This is a genomic window from Gordonia sp. LUNF6, from assembly GCF_047041125.1.
Taxonomy (GTDB): Bacteria; Actinomycetota; Actinomycetes; order Mycobacteriales; family Mycobacteriaceae; genus Gordonia; species Gordonia sihwensis.
This window is the reverse complement of the sequence record NZ_CP178181.1, coordinates 1,818,607-1,835,380: the sequence shown is the minus strand read 5'-3', so window position 1 is coordinate 1,835,380 and position 16,774 is coordinate 1,818,607. Positions and strand designations below refer to the sequence as shown.

At 68.9% G+C, this 16,774-nt stretch carries 13 protein-coding genes; 3 read left to right on the top strand and 10 right to left on the bottom strand.

Features of this window, described 5'->3' with window-relative positions:
- Positions 1-57: 57 nt before the first annotated feature.
- The 7 genes from ACK8HH_RS08590 to ACK8HH_RS08560 all read right to left on the bottom strand — a co-directional run bounded on the left by ACK8HH_RS08590 (position 58) and on the right by ACK8HH_RS08560 (position 7,366).
- Entirely contained in the window at positions 58-573 is a 516-nt protein-coding gene (locus ACK8HH_RS08590; protein WP_006896383.1) for a hypothetical protein, read from the bottom strand.
- Positions 574-603: 30 nt separating this feature from the next.
- On the bottom strand, positions 604-1,728 hold the full coding sequence (locus tag ACK8HH_RS08585; protein ID WP_006896382.1) for a glycosyltransferase family 4 protein: 1,125 nt from the start codon (positions 1,726-1,728) through the stop codon (positions 604-606).
- 4 nt (positions 1,729-1,732) lie between these two features.
- Positions 1,733-2,659: a phosphatidylinositol mannoside acyltransferase gene (locus ACK8HH_RS08580; protein WP_006896381.1), complete on the bottom strand. Its 927-nt coding sequence runs from the start codon at positions 2,657-2,659 to the stop codon at positions 1,733-1,735.
- The gene (pgsA, locus tag ACK8HH_RS08575; RefSeq protein WP_006896380.1) at positions 2,656-3,354 is read right to left on the bottom strand and encodes a phosphatidylinositol phosphate synthase; all 699 of its coding nucleotides are present in this window, start codon (positions 3,352-3,354) and stop codon (positions 2,656-2,658) included. Before pgsA ends, ACK8HH_RS08580 begins: the two co-directional genes overlap by 4 nt.
- A gap of 8 nt (positions 3,355-3,362) precedes the next feature.
- A complete protein-coding gene (locus ACK8HH_RS08570; RefSeq protein ID WP_006896379.1) occupies positions 3,363-3,890 on the bottom strand; it encodes an HIT family protein in 528 nt (175 codons plus the stop codon).
- Between the two features lie 13 nt (positions 3,891-3,903).
- Positions 3,904-5,922 carry a threonine--tRNA ligase gene (gene thrS, locus ACK8HH_RS08565; protein WP_375004126.1) on the bottom strand — a complete coding sequence of 673 codons (2,019 nt, stop codon included), beginning with the start codon at positions 5,920-5,922 and terminating at the stop codon, positions 3,904-3,906.
- A 94-nt stretch (positions 5,923-6,016) separates the two neighbouring features.
- Positions 6,017-7,366 carry a glycosyltransferase 87 family protein gene (locus ACK8HH_RS08560; RefSeq protein ID WP_412475691.1) on the bottom strand — a complete coding sequence of 450 codons (1,350 nt, stop codon included), beginning with the start codon at positions 7,364-7,366 and terminating at the stop codon, positions 6,017-6,019.
- A 203-nt stretch (positions 7,367-7,569) separates the two neighbouring features.
- Here ACK8HH_RS08560 and ACK8HH_RS08555 point away from each other — a divergent pair, with 203 nt between their 5' ends.
- From ACK8HH_RS08555 to ACK8HH_RS08545, 3 genes are all read left to right on the top strand, one after another.
- The gene (locus tag ACK8HH_RS08555; RefSeq protein WP_082781349.1) at positions 7,570-9,360 is read left to right on the top strand and encodes an ABC transporter ATP-binding protein; all 1,791 of its coding nucleotides are present in this window, start codon (positions 7,570-7,572) and stop codon (positions 9,358-9,360) included.
- Entirely contained in the window at positions 9,357-11,204 is a 1,848-nt protein-coding gene (locus ACK8HH_RS08550) for an ABC transporter ATP-binding protein (protein ID WP_412475690.1), read from the top strand. Before ACK8HH_RS08555 ends, ACK8HH_RS08550 begins: the two co-directional genes overlap by 4 nt.
- A 136-nt stretch (positions 11,205-11,340) precedes the next feature.
- Entirely contained in the window at positions 11,341-12,336 is a 996-nt protein-coding gene (locus tag ACK8HH_RS08545; protein WP_222111771.1) for an alpha/beta hydrolase, read from the top strand.
- A gap of 13 nt (positions 12,337-12,349) precedes the next feature.
- Here the strand turns inward: ACK8HH_RS08545 and ACK8HH_RS08540 are convergent, their stop codons facing one another.
- Genes ACK8HH_RS08540 through ACK8HH_RS08530 form a run of 3 tightly spaced genes read right to left on the bottom strand, consistent with a single transcriptional unit; the run spans position 12,350 to position 16,587 of the window.
- The gene (locus ACK8HH_RS08540; protein ID WP_006896373.1) at positions 12,350-13,012 is read right to left on the bottom strand and encodes a TetR/AcrR family transcriptional regulator; all 663 of its coding nucleotides are present in this window, start codon (positions 13,010-13,012) and stop codon (positions 12,350-12,352) included.
- 9 nt (positions 13,013-13,021) lie between these two features.
- Entirely contained in the window at positions 13,022-14,782 is a 1,761-nt protein-coding gene (locus ACK8HH_RS08535; RefSeq protein ID WP_412475728.1) for an ABC transporter ATP-binding protein, read from the bottom strand.
- Positions 14,782-16,587 (bottom strand): ABC transporter ATP-binding protein, encoded by a 1,806-nt coding sequence (locus ACK8HH_RS08530; RefSeq protein WP_412475689.1) that lies wholly within the window; start codon positions 16,585-16,587, stop codon positions 14,782-14,784. Before ACK8HH_RS08530 ends, ACK8HH_RS08535 begins: the two co-directional genes overlap by 1 nt.
- Between the last annotated feature and the right edge of the window lie 187 nt (positions 16,588-16,774).

The following is a 16,774-nucleotide window of genomic DNA, read 5'->3' as shown; positions in this document are numbered from 1 at the left end:
TCCAAGTAAACCCGATCGGCTCGGTGCCGACCAACGCCGGGTCCGGCGGGAAGGGAGTCAGCGGGAACCGCTGACGCGTTCGGTGATCTCGAAGTACTCCGGGAGCCGGGAATGTCCGCCCAGCCGGAGCCAGCGCACCATTCGCCGACCGCCCAGGGCTCGCGCATCGCGGACCGCGTCGTTGTAGAAGCGCCGCGCCATCGTCACCCGCGTCTGGGCATCCGCGAGTTCGGCGACCAGAACCGGTGGCCGGTCGGTGTCGGCCACCCCGGCCAGTGCCACCGACAGCCGGTTCTCGGCGGCTTCCCGCTCCTGACGCGGTGCGGCTTCGGCGTCGGTCGCGGCGGCGGCGAGGTCACGGGCGCCCTCGCCGTCCGGGGCCGTGGACGCGATGGCCCGTGCGACGACGGCGCGGCGCTCCAGCGCCGCGACGAGCGCCTCGTAGGCGAGGTCGACGCGCACGTTGAGCCGGTCGAGCCGGGTCGCGCGCGTGGCCGCCAGGATCGCGAGCCAGAGCAGCGCCGCTCCCGCGATCGCGCCGACGACGATCCACACGATCGTCACATTCGTCACAGTCGTCTCCGATCGGCTTCCGGCACGGCCCTAGTCCGACACCACGACGGGACCGGCGCCCAGCGTGACGGTGTCGTACACCCGTTGGATCTCGTCGGCCACATGGCTCCAGTCGTACCGCTGCGCCCGCGCCCGCCCGCGGGCGATGAGTTCCTGCCGTGCCTGCTCGTCGCTGAGCAGGCCGACGACCGCCTCGGCGAGCGCGATCGGCGAGCCGGTCTCCACCACCCGGCCGGCGTCACCGCCGTCGAGCACTCGTTGGAATGCGACCAGATCGCTGGCCACCACCGCCGTCCCGGCCGCCATCGCCTCCACCAGGACGATGCCGAAGCTCTCGCCGCCGAGGTTGGGCGCCACGTATACGTCGGCGCTCGCCAGGGCCCGCGCCTTCGTCTCGTCGTCGACCATGCCGAGGAACTGCAGATGTCCGGACAGGTCCCGGGCGCGCCGTCGCAGCGCCTTCTCGTCTCCGCCCCCGACCACCAGCACGGTCACGTCCGGAAAGCGTTCGACGATGTGCGGCAGGGCGCGCATGAGGATGTCGATGCCCTTGCGTGGCTCGTCGTAGCGGCCGAGGAACATCACGGTCCGGCCCGGCGCCGGGAAGCCCTCGAGCGGTGTCGCCTCGGCGAACGACGCGACGTCGATGCCGTTGGGGATCTCCACCGCGTCGTTGCCCAGCGACTCCATCTGCCAGCGGCGCGCGAGTTCGGACACGGCGATCTTGCCCGAGATCCGCTCGCGGTACTGGCGAAGCATCGAGTCGAACGCCGTGAGCCACAGCGACTTCGTGGTCGCCGTGTGGAAGGTGGTGACGATCGGTCCGGTCGCGACCATCAGCGACAGCATCGACAGGCTGGGCGCGTTGGGTTCGTGGACGTGCAGGACGTCGAACTCGTTCACCTCGATCCACCGCCGCAGTCGGTGGTAGGCCTTCGGCGAGAAGGTCACACGCGAGACCGACCCGTTGTAGGGGATCCCGAGCGCCGGGCCGGCGGAGTCGAAGTAGTCCGGCACCTGGACGTCCGGCCCGGCCGGCGCGAGGACCCGCACGTCGTGCCCGCGCCCGATGAAGACCTCCGCCAGTTCGATCACGTGCGCCTGAACGCCGCCGGGCACGTCGAACGAGTAGGGGCAGATCATGCCGATCTTCACCGCGCTACTCCCCGTCCACCCCGAGCCGGTCGCGGCGCGCCTGCGACCAGTCGCTCTCCCACAGCGGCTGCAGCATGTGCCAGTCGGCGGGCGCACTCGCGATGCCTTCGGCGAATGCGTCGGCCAGGGCCTGGGTGGCGGCGGCCACGCCACCGGAGGTGTCGATGACGGTGCCGCAGCGGATCAGGGACGTGTCGGCGTCCGGGTAGCTGTGGTGCACGGCGAGAAGGGTCGCGCCGGTCTCGATGGCGAGTTTCGCCGGCCCCGCGGGCATCCGCGTCCGCTCCCCGAAGAGTTCGACGGGCACCCCGCTGTGCGACAGGTCGCGGTCGCTCATCAGGCAGACGATGCCGCCCGCGCGCAGCCGATCGGCGAGGAGCCGGAAGGGCGGCTGCTCGCCGCCGGTGAGCGGGAAGACCTCGAAGCCGAGCGACTCCCGGTAGGCGACGAACTGGTCGAACAGCGACTCCGGCTTGAGCCGTTCGGCGACGGTGGCGAACTGTCCGTAGTGCGCGACCAGCCACACCCCGCAGATGTCCCAGTTGCCCGAGTGCGGCAGCGCCATCACCACGCCCTTACCGGACGTGCAGACCTCGTCGACCACGCGGCGGTCGTGGTCGGACATCCGCACACTGGCCACGATGTCGGCGGGATCGGTGGTCGGCAGCCGGAAGGCCTCTCGCCAGTACCGCGCATACGAGCGCATCGCCTGTTCGACGAGTGCGTCGGGCACCTGCTCCGGCGTCGTGCCGACCACCCGCGCAAGATTTTTGCGCAACTGCTCCGGCCCCCCGCCGCGCCGGCCGGCGACGGTCCCGACGGCGTCGAAGACACTGCGGGCCACCGACTCCGGCGCCCAGCGGACGGCCGCCCACCCGGCGCGATAACCGAAGTCGGAAGCGTACTCGGCGAGCTTGTCGAGCACGATCACGCCTCCCCGTCGCCGGTGCGGCCGGACTCGTCCGGGCCGTCATCCGTGCCGGCCTCGTCCGGAACGGCGATGGGGATCAGATCGCGGGCGCCCGGCGAGCAGTAGATGGACCACATCCGCTGACCCACGGTGATCACCGACAGCACCGCGAGCGCCCACATCGCGACGTGGATCGCCCACCACCAGTGCAGGCCGGGGAAATCGGTGAAGCCGGCGCCGACCAGGACGATGATGAGCCGGTCGGGCCGCTCGATGAGGCCGCCGTCGCCGTACAGCCCGGCGGCCTCGGCACGCGCCTTGGCGTAGGAGATGACCTGCGAGGTCACCAGGCAGATCAGCGTCGCGATCAACAGCGGACGGTGCGGCGCGGTGAAGGCCGCCCACCAGGCGAGCGCTCCGAATATCGCGCCGTCGGCGATCCGGTCGCAGGTGGCGTCGAGCACCGAGCCGAATCTGGTGCCTCCGCCGCGGGCGCGGGCCATCGCGCCGTCGAGCATGTCGAACATCACGAACGCCCACGTGACGAGGGCGCCCGCGAAGAGGTAACCCTGCGAGAAGAGGGCGATCGAGGCCCCGACCGTGATGACGGTGCCGACGAGAGTCATCGCGTCCGGGGTCAGCCCGGTGCGGATGAGCGCACGGCCGATCGGCAAGGTGACCTTGGAGACCGAGGCCCGTCCGAGGATGCTGAGCATTTCCGTCCTTAAGAAAGTTCGTTCCACGCCTGTGCCAGCAGCGCGCGCGTCTGCTGGAGGAGTTGCGGAAGCACCTTCGTGTCCCCCACGACGGTGATGAAGTTCGAGTCGCCCGTCCATCGCGGGACGACGTGCTGGTGCAGGTGTTCCGACAGCGAGCCGCCGGCCGGCGCCCCCAGGTTGAGTCCGACGTTGAACGCATCCGGATTCGAGACCGACTTGATGACCCGGATCAGCCGCTGCGTGAACGCCATCAACTCGAGGCTCTCCTCGGGAGTGAGATCCTCGAGGTCGGCCACCTGACGGTACGGGACCACCATGGCGTGGCCGGGGTTGTACGGGTACAGGTTCAGCACCACGTACACCGACTCCCCGCGCGCGACGATCAGCCCGTCCTCGTCCGACATCCGCGGGATGTCGAGGAACGGGTGCCCGGTGAGTTCACCGCCGTCGACCGCCCGCCTGGGCGCGGCCGCGGTGATGTAGCTCATGCGGTGCGGCGTCCACAACCGCTGCAGGTGATCCGGATCGGTCATCGACGCTGCTCCCTCATCGACGCTTGCGTGCGGCATCGAGGAAGTCCTGCATGGTGGCGGCGGTCGGCGAATCGTTGCGGCGCGACTCCTCCCACTCGTCGATCGCCACGATCGCGTCGTCGACGGGCACCCCGTTGAGCTGGGTTCCGTCGCGGAACCGGAAGCTCACGGCGTTCGCCTCCACGTCCCGCTCGCCGGCGAGCAGCATGAACGGCACCTTGGCGGTGGTGTGGTTGCGGATCTTCTTCTGCATCCGGTCGTCGGAGAAGTCCACTTCGGCGCGCACCCGTCGGCCCTTGAGGCGCCGGACGACGCCCTGCAGGTGGTCGGCGAAGGCGTCGGCGACCGGGATGCCGACCACCTGCACCGGCGACAGCCACACCGGGAACGCGCCCGCGTAGTGCTCGGTGAGGACGCCGAAGAACCGCTCGATGGAGCCGAACAGCGCGCGGTGGATCATCACCGGTCGCTTCTTGGTGCCGTCGGAGGCGGTGTACTCGAGTTCGAAGAGCTCCGGCTCGAAGAAGTCGAGCTGCAGGGTGGACATCTGCCATGTGCGGCCCAGCGCGTCCTTGACCTGCACGGAGATCTTGGGCCCGTAGAACGCGGCGCCGCCCGGATCGGGAACCAGCTCCAGACCGGAGGCCTCGCCGACCTGACGCAGCGTCTGTGTCGCCTCGTCCCAGACCTCGTCCGATCCGACGTACTTCTCCGGATCCTTGGTGGAGAGCTCCAGGTAGAAGTCGTCGAGACCGTAGTCCTTGAGCAGTTGCAGCACGAAGTTCAGCGTGGTGGTCAGCTCCTCGACCACCTGCTCCTGCGTGCAGTAGATGTGCGCGTCGTCCTGCGTGAAGCCGCGGGCCCGGGTGAGACCGTGCACCACGCCGGACTTCTCGTACCGGTACACCGAACCGAACTCGAACAGCCGCAGCGGGAGTTCACGGTACGACCGCCCGCGCGACCGGTAGATCAGGTTGTGCATCGGGCAGTTCATCGGCTTGACGTAATAGTCCTGGCCGGGCTTGCGGACGGTGCCGTCGTCGTTGTACTCGGCGTCGAGGTGCATCGGCGGGAACATGCCGTCGGCGTACCAGTCGAGGTGCTTCGACACCTCGAACAGATGCCCCTTGGTCAGATGCGGCGTGTTGACGAACTCGTAGTCGGCGGCAGCGTGCTGCTCGCGCGAGTAGTCCTCCATCTCCTTGCGGATGATGCCGCCCTTGGGGTGGAAGACGGGCAGACCCGAACCGAGTTCGTCGGGGAAGCTGAACAGGTCCAGTTCGGCGCCGAGCCGGCGATGGTCGCGCTTCTCGGCCTCGGCGAGACGGTCCAGGTAGGCGTCCATCGCCTCGGTGGACTCCCAGGCGGTGCCGTACACGCGCTGGAGGTCGGCGAGCGACTGATCGCCGCGCCAGTAGGCGGCCGAGCTGCGCGTCAGCTTGAAGGCGGCGATGTACTTGGTGGTCGGCACGTGCGGGCCGCGGCACAGGTCGCCCCAGATCTTCTCCCCGGTCCGCGGATTGAGGTTGTCGTAGGCGGTGAGCTCGCCGCCGCCGACCTCCATCACCTCGGCGTCGTCGGCCGCGCCCTTGTCGTCGATCAGTTCGAGCTTGAACGGCTCGTCCGCGAGCTCGGCCCGCGCCTGCTCCTTCGACTCGTAGACGCGGCGGGAGAACCGCTGACCGGACTTGATGATCTTCTTCATCTGCTTCTCGAGAGCCTTGAGGTCCTCGGGGGTGAAGGGATCGTCCACCTGGAAGTCGTAGTAGAAGCCGTCGGTGATCGGCGGCCCGATGCCCAGATGCGCCTTCGGGTTCAGCTCCTGGACGGCCTGCGCCAGCACGTGCGCGCACGAGTGGCGGATCACCGCGCGTCCGTCCTCCGAGTCCGCGGTGACGGGCTCGACCAGCGTGTCGGTCTCCGGCGCCCACGACAGGTCGCGCAGCGTGCCGTCGGCCTCGCGGACGACGACCACCGCCTGCGGTCCCTTGTTGGGCAGTTCGACACCGTCGGGCAGATCCGCGTCCCGCATGGCGGCGCCGGCGGTAGTGCCCGCCGGAACCCGGACGGTCTCGGGCAGGCGGGCTCTTTCGGCAGCGACGTTGTCGGGCACGGTCGTGATTCCTCTATTCGGTGTCGAGAGGGGCGGCTGCCGCATGTCGGTCACGGACACGCGGCACGGTCGCGTTGAATCGTATCGCGCGCATCCCGTCGCACATCCACAGAGTGACCGCGATCGTGATCAGGAGCAACAGGACATACGCCCCGCTGCCCGCCAAACGGAACGGCAGTTCCCACGCCGGGCCGATCGGGGCCCGGAGGAACCGGAACACACCGAACGAGAGTTTGATGTCCTCGTGCCCGTGGGGGCCGACGACGGTGACCCGATGCCACCAGGTGAACGTCAGCGCCACCACCGTGGCCGGTGCCAGCCACCACAGCCACGTGACCGGGCGGCGCCGGTCGGCCGCGTCGAAGCAGTGCACCACCGCCACCATCAGCAAGGGCACCACCCACACCCAGTGATGTCCCCAGGAGAAGGGCGAGACCGCGCACGAGGTCATGCCGGTGATGCTCAACGCGAGCAGTTCCTGGCCGTCGCGGTGGGCCGCGTACGCCGCCCACAGACCGAGCAGTCCGACGACCACACCCACCGGAATCCACAGCCAGCTCGGCGTGTGCCCGAGTCCCATGGGCACCAGTCGGGCGAAGAAGCCGTTGAGCGACTGATTGGCCGGGTGGTCCATCGGCCCGATCCGCCCGGTCTGCGAGAGGCTGTCGGTCCAGAACCCCCACGCCTCCGAACCGAGGATGGCCAGACCGATGGCGATGGTGACGCCGAAGGTGACGACCGCCGTCACCGCGGCGCGCCATTGCCTGGTGATCAGCAGGTACGCGGTGAAGAAGATCGGGGTCAGTTTGATACCGGCGGCGAGCCCGACGCCGATTCCGCGCATCCGCTCGCTTCGCCGCACCTGATCCGCGATCACGATCAGCGCCAGCACCAGGTTGATCTGACCGTTCCAGAACGTGGTGTGGACCGGTTCGAGACCGATCACCGACACCGCGAACAGAACGACGAAGGCGACGAATCGCCCGTCGATCCGGAACCGCAGCGAGCGCAGCGAGACCGCGACCAGACCCAGCAGGCACACGACGTTGCCGACGTTCCACAGGAACTGGGCGGAGTGCTCGGGGATCCAGGCCAGCGGCACCAGGATGATCGCGGCGAACGGGGTGTAGGTGAATTGCCACACCTTGTACACAGGGAGGTCGTAGAGCGGGCGTCCGTCCCACACCGCCGCGGCCCCTCCGCGGTAGACGCGCGTGTCGATGCCCATGTTGAAGAGTCCGAACACCGGGTGGTCGAACGGCGCCACCCAGATGTTCCAGGCGATGATCAACGCCGCACCGACAGCGGCCAGTGCCACCATCGACCATGTCACCGGACGTGTATCCGCCCCGCTGATTTTCACTCGGCGATAATACGTCCGGTCCGTCCGCCGAGGCGGTACGGCGCACAGGGGTGTCGGACCAGGGTTCTTTGTGGAGTTCGACCCGTCCGCCCCCTCCGCCCGGCGACGCTGGCCATACTGGCATCCGGTGCCGGCGTCCGGCACGCATGAGACACGAGCACGCGCCCGCACGGGGCCGTCGCTCGGGAAGGGAGCCGTTCCAGGTGAGTGGAGCACACGCGGCCCGGCCGGGCGCCGATCTCGTCCGGCTCGCCGCATCGTCGATGCGCAACCGCCGCGCGATCGTCGCCGGAGTGATCCTCGCCCAGATCCTGGCGATGGCCGCGAGCCTGGCCCAGCCCACCTTCAACGCGCTCATCATCGACAACGGAGTGGTGGCGGGCGATGTTCCGTACATCGAACGGATGGGCGCGATCATGCTGGCGGTCGCGATCGGCGGACTGGTCGCCTCGCTCGCCGCCATCGCGCTCGGCGCGGCGCTCTCGGCGGGCACGTCAGCCGACCTGCGTCGATCGGTGTACCGGCACGTCGCCGACTTCTCCACAGCCACCTATCACGAACTCGGAACGCCCACGCTCCTGACTCGGACCTCCCTCGACACCTCGGTGGTCGGACAGGCGGTGTTCCTGACCACCAGCGTCGCGGTGGCGGCACCGCTGGTGACCGTGGGTGCGATCGCCATGTCGCTGCGGGAGTCGGTGCGCCTGGCACCCGTCATCGTCGTCACCGCCATCGTGCTGAGCATCGGCATCGGGATCTTCGTCGTCTATGTCACGCCCCTGGCCACGCGCGTCCAGGGTGCGGTCGACCGCGTCAACCGGGTGCTGCGCGAACAACTCGGCGGTACCCGGATCATCCGCGCGTTCCGCCGCGAGCGGGCCGCCAGCACCCGGTTCTCCGAGGTCAATCGCGATCTGACGGCTCTGGTCCGCAGGGTCGCGGCACTGCAGTTGATGCTGCTGCCCGGGGTCCTGTTGATCGCGAATCTGGCGAGCGTCGCCACCAGCCTGTTCGGCGCCCGTCTGATCGAGGACTCGCATCTGACGATCGGTGGCCTCACGGCGTTCACCGGGTACCTGATGCAGATCGTCGCGGGTATCACGGTGTTCATCGCACTGGCCGGAATGCTCCCCCGCGCCCGCGCCAGCGCCACCCGCCTGGCGGCCGTGATCAACCGTCCCGCGGGCCTGGACGACGACGGGACCGCCGTCGTCGACGGTCCGTTGCCGCTGACCTTCCGGTCGGCGACCGTGCGGTATGAAGGTGCAGATCACCCGGCCGTCGACGCGGTCTCGCTGACGTGCCTGCCGGGGACGGTGACCGCCGTGATCGGCGGCACCTCCAGCGGCAAGTCGTCGCTGCTCGCGCTGGTGCCGAGACTGCTCGACCCCGCATCCGGGACCGTGGAGGCCGGCGGCGTCCGACTCGGGGCGTGGCACCTGCCCGACCTGCGCGCGGCCGTCGCCCACGTGGGCCAGGGTCAGTCACTGGTGGCGGGCACGGTCGAATCGAATCTCCGCCTCGGCGACGCCGAGGCCGACGACGACCGGCTCTGGCGCGCCCTCGAGGCGGCTCAGATGGCGACGACCGTCGTCGACCGCGGCGGACTCTCCACCGAGGTGGCGCAGGGCGGATCCAACTTCTCCGGCGGACAGCGGCAGCGGCTCGCGGTGGCACGCGCGCTGGTGAGGCGACCGCGGATCCTGTGCCTGGACTCGGCGTTCTCGGCGATGGACCGCAGTACCGCCGAATCGGTGCTCTCGGGAATCCGGGCCACTCTGCCCGAGGCGACGATTCTGCTGGCCGACCAGCAGGTGGACAACGTCCGCTCCGCAGACCTGATCGCCGTGCTCGACGCCGGCCGGATCGTCGCGACTGGACGCCACGAGGACCTGCTCACCCGATGCGCCGTGTACCGCGAGTTCGCCCAGGCACAGGCCGCTCCTGCTCCTGCTCCTGAGGGGCCGACTGTGGCGACGGGGGTCTCACGATGAGGATCGTCCGCGCGCTGCGCGAGTTCCGGCGTTTCCTCGGCTCCGACCGCAGGCTGAGCTTCGCGCTGGTCCTGTCGGTGGTCGCCGCCCTGTCGACGGTCACCGTGCCGGTGCTCCTGGCCCGCCTCACCAACATCATCTTCTCCGGCGCCGTGAGCACCAGGCTGCCCGCGGGCGACACTCGGGAGCAGGCCGTCGAGCAACTCCGCAGAAGCGGGCAGGGCGATCTCGCCAACGTGGTCGAGACCACCGGCGCGGTACCGGGCGCCGGGATCGACTGGGACCGGCTGTGGGCCGCCGCCGCAGTCGCGTTGATCGCCATCGCCCTGGTCACGATCACCCGCATCGGCAGCGGCCTGCTCGTGAACAGCGCGGTTCAGGACGCGATCCGCACCATCCGCGAACGGGTGGAGCGCAAGATCCACCGTCTGCCGGTCTCCCGACTCGAGGGCGGTCGGCGCGGCGAGGTGCTCAACGCGATGACCGTCGACGTCGACAACATGTCGACGGTGATCGGCCCGCTCTTCGTCCAACTGCCGGTGCTGATGCTCACCGTGGTGGCGGTGGCGGTCGCGCTGATCCTGCTCTCCCCCTTCTTCGCCCTCATCGCCTTCGCCACGATCCCGGTCACCGCGGCCCTGGCGTTCACGGTGGTCCGGTTCGCCCGCCCGCACATGCAGGCGCAGTGGCGGACCACCTCGTCGATCAGCGCACATATCGAAGACGTCTACGGTGCCCACGACATGATCGCCGCGTACGACGGACATCCGCAGACTTCGCGGGAGTTCGACGAGCTCAACCGCCGGCTGGAACGCGCGGCGCGCAGCGGGCAGGCGTGGAGCGGTTCCATCACCCCGGTCCTCACCTTCTGCAACGCCCTGGTGTTCGTGATCATCGCGGTCCTCGGTGCGCTCAAGATGCTCGACGGCGCCGTCACGCTCGGGACCCTGCAGGCCGTCGTGATGTACACCCAGCAGCTCTCGGCCCCGATGACGGAGTTGTCGAGCACGCTGCCGACCCTGCAGTCGGGCTTCATCTCATTCGGTCGCGTGCGCACGTTCCTGGGCGCCGACGAGGAGCCCGAGCCCGCGGTCGACGATGAGCCGGTCGCCGCTCACGGACGGCACACGCTTCCGCCGACGGTCGCCTTCGAGCGCGTGCACTACTCCTATGCCGACGGCAGCCCCGTACTGCGCGGAATCGACCTGACGCTGCCCGCCGGACGCACCACCGCGCTGGTCGGCGCCACCGGGTCGGGCAAGACCACACTCACCGGGCTACTGCAGCGGTTCGCCGACCCGACCGCCGGACGGATCCTGATCGACGGCGAGGACATCGCGGGGATGTCGCGCTCGAAGGTGCGGTCGATGATGGCGGTGGTGACGCAGGATCCGTGGTTGTTCAGCGGGACGGCGGGCGAGAACGTCGACTACGGACGCCCCACCGATGGCCGCGCGGTCGACGAAGCGATGGTCGACTCGCTGCTGGCAGGGCTGCCGAGTGGACCCGAGACGCCGGTCTCCGGCGACAGCACCCTGCTCAGCGCGGGCGAGAGACAGCTCATCACGGTCGCGCGCGCGCTCGCCGCCGACCCCGACATCCTCATCCTCGACGAGGCCACCAGCGCCGCGGACCCGCGCACCGAACTCATCATCGGCCGTGGTCTGGAGGCACTGCGGAACCGCACCACCACGCTCATCGTCACCCACCGGTACTCCACGCTCGCGACCGCCGACACGATCGCAGTGCTCGCCGACGGCAGGATCATCGAGCACGGTTCGGCCTCGGAGCTGCTGGCTGCGGGCGGTGAGTTCGCCCGAATCTACGGGCGCGGCCCGACCTGATGTTCGACAAGGGCCGATAGCGGACACGGAATGTGCAAGTATGTGACCAGCCTCATTGCCTGATTGGGCTCCGCTCGCCTGACAGGGCTCCGCGAAAGGCTCCGCTCCCCCGCCCCGACGACAGGAACTCCGAACCGTGATCCGCAGACCCTCCCGAATCGCCCTCGCCGCCACGGCGGCCGCCCTCATCGTCGGAGGCGCGAGCCTGCCGGCCGCGCCCGTCTCGGCCGCGCCGGCCTCCGCGCTGGTGTCGTCCAGCGCCACCGGTCCCACCAGCACCGACATCGTGGTGCACTCGGCGGCGATGAACCGCGACATACCGCTGACCGTCCTTCTGCCGAAGGACCGGTCTCGGCCCGCCGGCGTGCTCTATCTCCTCAACGGGGCCGGTGGCGGCGAGGACTCCGCGACCTGGCAGGGCAAGACCGACGTCGTGAACTTCTTCGCACAGAAGAACGCCTACGTGGTGATTCCGATGAAGGGCGCGTTCAGCTACTACACGGACTGGCTCAAGCCCGACGAGAAGCTCGGCGTCAACAAGTGGTCGACCTTCCTCGGCGAGGAACTGCCCGCAGTCATCGACAGCACCTACTCCACCAACGGCCGGAACGCCATCGCCGGCATCTCCTCGTCGGCCACCTCGGTGCTGAACCTGGCGATCGCCCACAAGGGTCTGTATCGCACCGTCGCCGCCTACAGCGGCTGCGCGGCCACCTCCACCCAGCCCGGCCAGACGTATGTGCGGCTGGTGGTCGAGACCCGCGGCGGCGGCGACGCCCGGAACATGTGGGGGCCGTACAACGGTCCCCTGTGGCGTCAGAACGATCCGGTCGTGAACGCTGCCGGGCTGCGCGGCGTCTCGCTGTACCTGAGCGCCGCGACCGGTCTGCCCGGCAAGTACGACACCCCGCAGTACGTCCCGGACTCGGCGACGCTCACCGACCAGATCGTCGTCGGCGGCGCGATCGAGGCGGCGACGCGTCAGTGCACCGAGGGCCTGGCCGCGAAACTGGGCCGTCTCCGCATTCCTGCGACGGTCGACCGTGTTCCGGCCGGTTCGCACTCCTGGAAGTACTGGCAGGACCAGCTGCACAAGTCCTGGCCGCAGATCGCCCGCGGTATCGGCGCCTGACGCCGGGCACGGCTCAGATCTCCGGCCAGTGGTGTTCCAGGCCGGCGAGGATGAAGTCGATCTTGGTGTCGACCGCCCCGCGGTCGATCCACGAGTCGTCCGGACGCAGAGCGGTGTCGCCCGCACCGAGCGCCCGGCGGATCCGGTCCAGTCCGGAGTCGCCGCGCTCGTCTACCGCGCGCATCGACTCCACCGACAGGTGCGAGGCGAATACCGAGTCGCCCAGGAAGTCCAGGGCGAACATCGCCTGGCCGCGGGTCTTCCCCTCCGCCGCCAGGGCCGCGACGTAGGCGGCGAAGACGTGCTCGATCCGTGACGGCGCCGGTGCGAAGGCGTATACGAGCAACGCGAGTCCGGGGAAGTCGTCGCAGACTCGCCAGCACTCGTCGGCCCACAACCGCAGTACGTCGCGCCATCGGCTGCCCGGCTCCGGCAGCGCGATGGTCGCCCCTGCCGCGTCGAGGCAGGCGATCACCAAGTCGTCGCGCGAGGGGAACAGCCGATAGATGGCAGCCGTCACGACGCCGAGCCGTTCGGCGACCGCCGAGAGCGTGAACCGGTCGATGCCCTCGGCGATCGCCGCGGCGACCACGTCGTCGGCGGTGAAGGCGGGCTTGCGCCCCACCTTCCGTCCGCCGCGGACGGGCCGGTTGTCCGGTGAGCTTGAACCCTGCACCGGTCCAGATTAGTCGGCGACGATCCGCCACCCCTGCGCACTGTGCAGCCGGTTCCAGAAGTGCGAGTACGTGCCGTCCTGGGCCAGGAGTTGCTCGTGCGTGCCCTGCGCCTCCACTCGCCCGTCGTCGGTGAGCGCCACGATCTGGTCGGCCGCGGCGATCGTCTCCAGACGATGCGCGATGATCAGCACGGTGGCCTGCGTGCGCAATCGTTCGACGGCAGCGACGATGTTCGCCTCGTTCTCCACATCGAGCGCCGAGGTGGCCTCGTCGAGCAGCACGATCGGTGACCGTTTCAGCAATGCCCGTGCGATGGCGACTCGTTGCCGTTCGCCTCCGGAGAGTGCTCGCCCACCTTCCCCCACCCGCGAATCCCAGCCGTCCGGGAGCCGCTCGGCGATCTCGGTGACGCCGGCCAGGTCCGCCGCCGCGCGGATCTCATCCCGCGACGCGCCGCTCCGGCCGACTGCGACATTGGCCTCAAGGGTGTCGTCGAACAGATAGACGTCCTGGAATACCAGCGACAACTGCCCCATCAGTTGCTCGGTGGTCTGCTCGGTCACCGGCACGCCGCCGACATTCACCGTGCCGGCGTCGACGTCATGGAAGCGGCTCACCAGTCTGATCAGCGTGGTCTTGCCGCTGCCGGAGGGACCGACCAGGGCCACCATCGCACCGGCGGGCACCCGGAGCGAGACGTCGCGCAGGACCGGATCCTGGTCGGAGCGGTAGGCGAAACTCACCCGGTCGAGTTCGATCGTGCCGGGAGCGGTCAACTCGGCCGGAGACGGCGGCTCAGGCAGCGGTTCGGCGGTGAGCACCTCGTCGATGGCGTCGAGCAGCGGCCGCCGAGATTCAAGGCTCATCGCGCTCTCGGTGATGGTGGAGAGGGTGGAAGTGAAGCGCAGTGCGAAACCGACGAACGCCAGCGCCGGAATCGGTTCGAGCGCCCCCGAGACGGCCAGCGCTCCGGTGATGGAGATCAGCGCGACGATCACTCCCTGGGTCGCCATGCCGGAGAGCAACAGACCGGCGGTCTCGATCCACTGTGCTCTTCTTCGGGCGCGGAGGGTGTCACCGAACGCGGCGTCCAACGGTGCGAACGAGCGGCCTCGACCGCACGATCGCAGTGCGCCCTGGCACTGCGCGTACTCGACGATGCGGTTCGCCAGGTTCACCTCTTCCGGCTCGTGAATCCGCTCGCCACTGCGCATCAACGCAGTCGACGCCAGGGTGATGATCACGAACACCGGTGCGGCGATCGTCAGAATCAGACCGAGCCACGGATTCCAGAACCACGACGCCACCACGATCACGATCGCCGCAGTCATCCGCGAGACCAGCGGGCCGATCATGTGGGCGAAGATCTCGCCCGCCATCATCAACTCCGACGAGACCATCCGCGACAATCGGCCGGACAGCGGGCGTGCGAACCAGCCCAGCGGCTGTCTCGACACCTGGTCGCCCACCAGCCGGTGAATGCTGTGGAGGAAGTCCAGAGCGACCGCGTACGTGCGCCGCTCCTGAATGTAGATGAGCGCGAAGGCCGCCGCCGCGAGCACTGCGAAGACGATCAGCCATCCCGCGGTTCCCGATCCCCACACCCGTTCGCCGGATGCGAGCGAGCTGATGGCCGGGAGCAACGCGACCAGGGCCAGGCCTTCGACCAGACCGGCCAGCACTGCGGCCAGCAACGCCGGGGCCAGCGCCTCGGGCGCGGAGACCATCCGCTTCATCCGCGGGATGATGTCGATCAGTGGCAGGTTCATCATTTCTCGCCTTCCTCGACCGACTCCCACAGGCGGGCGTAGCCGGGCTCGCCGAGGAGGTCGTCGTGCGTGCCGGTTGCGAGCACGCGCCCTCTGTCCACGAGCACGATCTGATCGACGCCCTCGACCACCTCGGGTCGGTGCGCCACCAGAAGCACTGTCTTGTCGCGGGCCAGATCACTGAGCGCCTGCTGGATCTGGTGCGTGGACTCCGGATCGGTGAGCGCGGTGGCCTCGTCCAGGATGAGGACGGGGGCGTCGACCAGTACGGCACGCGCGATGGCGATGCGCTGCGCCTGACCGCCGGAGAGCCCGCTCGCCGAGCCGTAGACGGTGTCGAAGCCGTCCGGGAGACTTTCGATGTCGTCGAGGATCCGGGCGGCACGGGCGGCTGCGCGGATCTGTTCGTCGGTCGCGTCCGGCCGGCCGAGGGCGATGTTGTCGCGGAGCGAGATCGACGGCAGTTGCGGTTCCTGCAACACGAAGCTCACGTGCTGGTAGAGGTGGTCGATCTCGGCGATCGGTACGCCGCCGAGGCGGATCTGCCCCGCGAAGGGATCGTCGAAGCGCGCCAGCAGAATCGCGATGGTCGACTTGCCCGAGCCCGAAGGGCCGATCAGCGCGGTGATCGTGCCCTCGCGGAGGGTGAACGAGACGTCGTCGAGTGCCAGGTCCGCTCCCGGCCCGCCGTACGAGTAGCTGACGTGGTCGAATTCCACGTCGTGTCCTTCGGGCTGGGCGCGAACACCGTCGTCGTCGAGGGTCGGGGTTTCGAGCAGGTCGGTGAGACGCCGCGCGGACGCGCCCGCCATCTGCGATGACCACATGGAGTTCATCAGCACCTCGATGCCGTACGGGACCAACAATGCGATGAGCGAGGTGGCGAGCACGTCGGCCGTGGTGACCTCGCCGCGGTGCACCAGCCAGGCGCCGCCGCCGATGTTGATCAGCAGTACCAATGGGACCGCGAGCAGGGAGGTACCCAGCGAACTGACTCGAAGAAGCGGCTTCACCCAGGCGTAGTAGAAGGCCTGGAAATCGCCGGCGGCCTCCTGATAGGCGCTGTGCGCGCGGCCCACCCGTCCGAATGCCTTCACCACCGTGATACCCGTGACGAACTCGACCATCCGTGCCGAGACCACGCTGAGCTTGGCGTCCATCTCAACGGTCTTCTCCGCCATGCCGCGCATTCCCAACGCCATCGCGGCGGCGTACAGGGGAACCGTCGCTATGGCCAGCAGACCCAGCCGCCAATCGATGACGAACGCGTAGGCCGTCAACGCCAGTGGCATCACCACGGCCTGGGTGCCGTCGACTGGCTGGTGGGCGATGAGGTGGTGGATGGTTCCGATATCGTCTTGCAGCGATTTGCGCACGCGGCCGGAGTTCGTCGACGTGAACCATGTGAGCGGCACACGCGAGAAACGTTCCACCATCCGCAGGCGGATCGTATGCCCCAGTCGGATGTCCGCGAAGTGGGTGACGCCCAGTGCCACGAAATAGACGGCGAGCCGCAGGGTGAAGGTGACGATCAGGATCTCGATCCAATGGTTCACCTCATCGCCGTCGACGGGTGCCTCCGCACGGGCCGCATCGAGCAGGACCTCGCCGATGTGCACCAGCGCGACGTACGGGACCACTGCGAGCACACCCGAGATCACCGCGAGTCCACGACCGAGGGCCAGTTGCGGGGCCACCGGGCGCATCAGTTCGCGGAGCGCGCGGGAGTCCTCGCGCTGCTGAACCTTCGGATCGGTCGGCGGGTCGTCGGCGGTCTGCACCGGTGGCGCTTCCAGCGTCGTCATATCGCTCCTCACGCATGTGTCTTAGGTTTGCCATACCTATTAATGAAGTGCGTTCAGAATAGGGTCGATGCGAAGTCGTGGCAAGCCCCCGAGCGGGGCGAAAGTAGAGAGAAAGGAGGCACTCGCTGGACCGAGATCTGCGAAACAGCAGGAGGAGAGGCGGAACGTCGTCGAGTCGCGATCGCGC

Coding starts and splice junctions, on each gene's coding strand:
- pgsA (WP_006896380.1), bottom strand. CDS start 3,354: ATGCTCAGCATCCTCGGACGGGCCTCGGTCTCCAAGGTCACCTTGCCG.
- ACK8HH_RS08570 (WP_006896379.1), bottom strand. CDS start 3,890: ATGACCGATCCGGATCACCTGCAGCGGTTGTGGACGCCGCACCGCATG.
- thrS (WP_375004126.1), bottom strand. CDS start 5,922: ATGCGGGACGCGGATCTGCCCGACGGTGTCGAACTGCCCAACAAGGGA.
- ACK8HH_RS08550 (WP_412475690.1), top strand. CDS start 9,357: ATGAGGATCGTCCGCGCGCTGCGCGAGTTCCGGCGTTTCCTCGGCTCC.
- ACK8HH_RS08535 (WP_412475728.1), bottom strand. CDS start 14,782: ATGAACCTGCCACTGATCGACATCATCCCGCGGATGAAGCGGATGGTC.
- ACK8HH_RS08530 (WP_412475689.1), bottom strand. CDS start 16,587: ATGACGACGCTGGAAGCGCCACCGGTGCAGACCGCCGACGACCCGCCG.